The 1,460-nt window shown below is 66.8% G+C and carries 1 protein-coding gene; it reads right to left on the bottom strand.

The window, feature by feature from the left end:
* Positions 1-1,338: IS1380 family transposase (locus tag IV498_RS18700; RefSeq protein WP_269048577.1), on the bottom strand; the 1,338-nt coding region annotated here is incomplete at its 3' end.
* Positions 1,339-1,460 lie beyond the last annotated feature (122 nt).

The following is a 1,460-nucleotide window of genomic DNA, read 5'->3' as shown; positions in this document are numbered from 1 at the left end:
TTCCGGGGCATCGGCGGCCAGGTGGAGGATGAAGCGGCGGCCGGTGTGCACGATTCTGCCGGCCGTTTCAAAGATCCTGGCCCGCAGCCGTTTGGGCTCCCAGCGCCTGGCCGCGGTGCCGGTCAGGGCGAGCATCTGGGTCCAGGCCGTCAGTTCCACGGCCAGCATGACCAGATGAACCCACACTTCGTTGGAGGCAAACGCCGCCAGGGGCAGGTTCGCGAGGCCGGTGTCCTTGCTGATGCGGATCCTGTCCTCACACCGGGCGCGCAGGCGGTGGCGGACTTCCAGGTCCGCGAGCTGGCCGCCTGCCTGGTTGGTTGCGAAGGCGGTGGACCGCATCCCGTCGATATCGGTGATCCGCAGCTGCGCCCCGGGGTGGGGTATTTCCTTGCGGACGATGACCCGCAACCCTGCCGGCCAGGAGGAGAGGTCAAGCATCCCGGTTATGTCGGCGATCCAGGCACCGTCCCGTTCGAACCCGTCACTGTTGTACGCTCTCGTCCAACCGTTCTCCGGGACCAGGGGCAGCACCTTTTCCATGGCGGTGGTGAAGCCGAAGCCGACGGAGTAGGCCAGATTGCGGGCGGGATCGGTGAGCCAGGCCAGGTACTCGTGGGTGCCGCCGGCGGAATCGGTGCGGATCATCGTGGAATGCCCGGACCGGTACCCGTCCGGCAGCTGGGCCAGGGCGGCTTCGGTGACCTTGATGTGGTCCGCGGCCGTGTTGGAGCCGGCGTTGCCGGGCCGCAGCAGCATGGCCAGCGGTTCCCCGGTGCCGTCGGCGCCGTGGTCTACGAACGCGGCCAAAGGGTGTAACCCGAAGCCCTTCTTATAGGTGGGTTTCGCGTTTTCCTTTTCACTGTGGGCGGTGACCAGTGAAGCGTCCAGGTCCACGACCACCGGTGCCGCAACACCGGCCCCGGCCACGGGCGAGCCGTCCCCGGCTGCCTCCCAGGCCCGGGCGCGTATCCGGGCGCGGGCAGCGTTGATGGCCGCAAGCACGGCGGTGTTGTCCGCGCCGAGGTCCCTGATCAGCCGGGAGACGGTCGGGGCCGAGGCCACGGGGCCGAAGACGCCCGGCTGGGTGCGCAGCCGGTCCACGTCGGCCAGACAGTCTCCACCCATGGCAAGGCTCAATGCCTGGTCGAGGAGGATTTTTCCCGGGTCGTGCCGGGCAAAGGGTTTACCCCACGGCGCCAGCGCCTGGCTCATTGCCCTGGGCAGGCCGAGCGTTTTGGCGGTCTCGGTCAGCAGAACGGCCCCGGCCTGGGACACGATCCCGGTCCCGTGCCCGTCAACACCGATGCCGGGATAAAAGCCGGTAGAATTCTTCACTTGGAAGGTGCCTCAAAGGTCTGTTCGAAATAGCTGTTTGGTAACTACTATTTTCGCAGGTCAGAGGCACCTTCTGCCTTTTAAACACACCCCTGGGCTCCGCCCCTCATGAAAGAGGGAGG

It is taken from the genome of Paenarthrobacter sp. Z7-10 (genome assembly GCF_026932795.1).
Classification (GTDB): Bacteria; Actinomycetota; Actinomycetes; order Actinomycetales; family Micrococcaceae; genus Arthrobacter_M.
The sequence above is the reverse complement of the archived record's forward strand: the minus strand, read 5'-3'. Positions and strand labels throughout refer to the sequence as shown.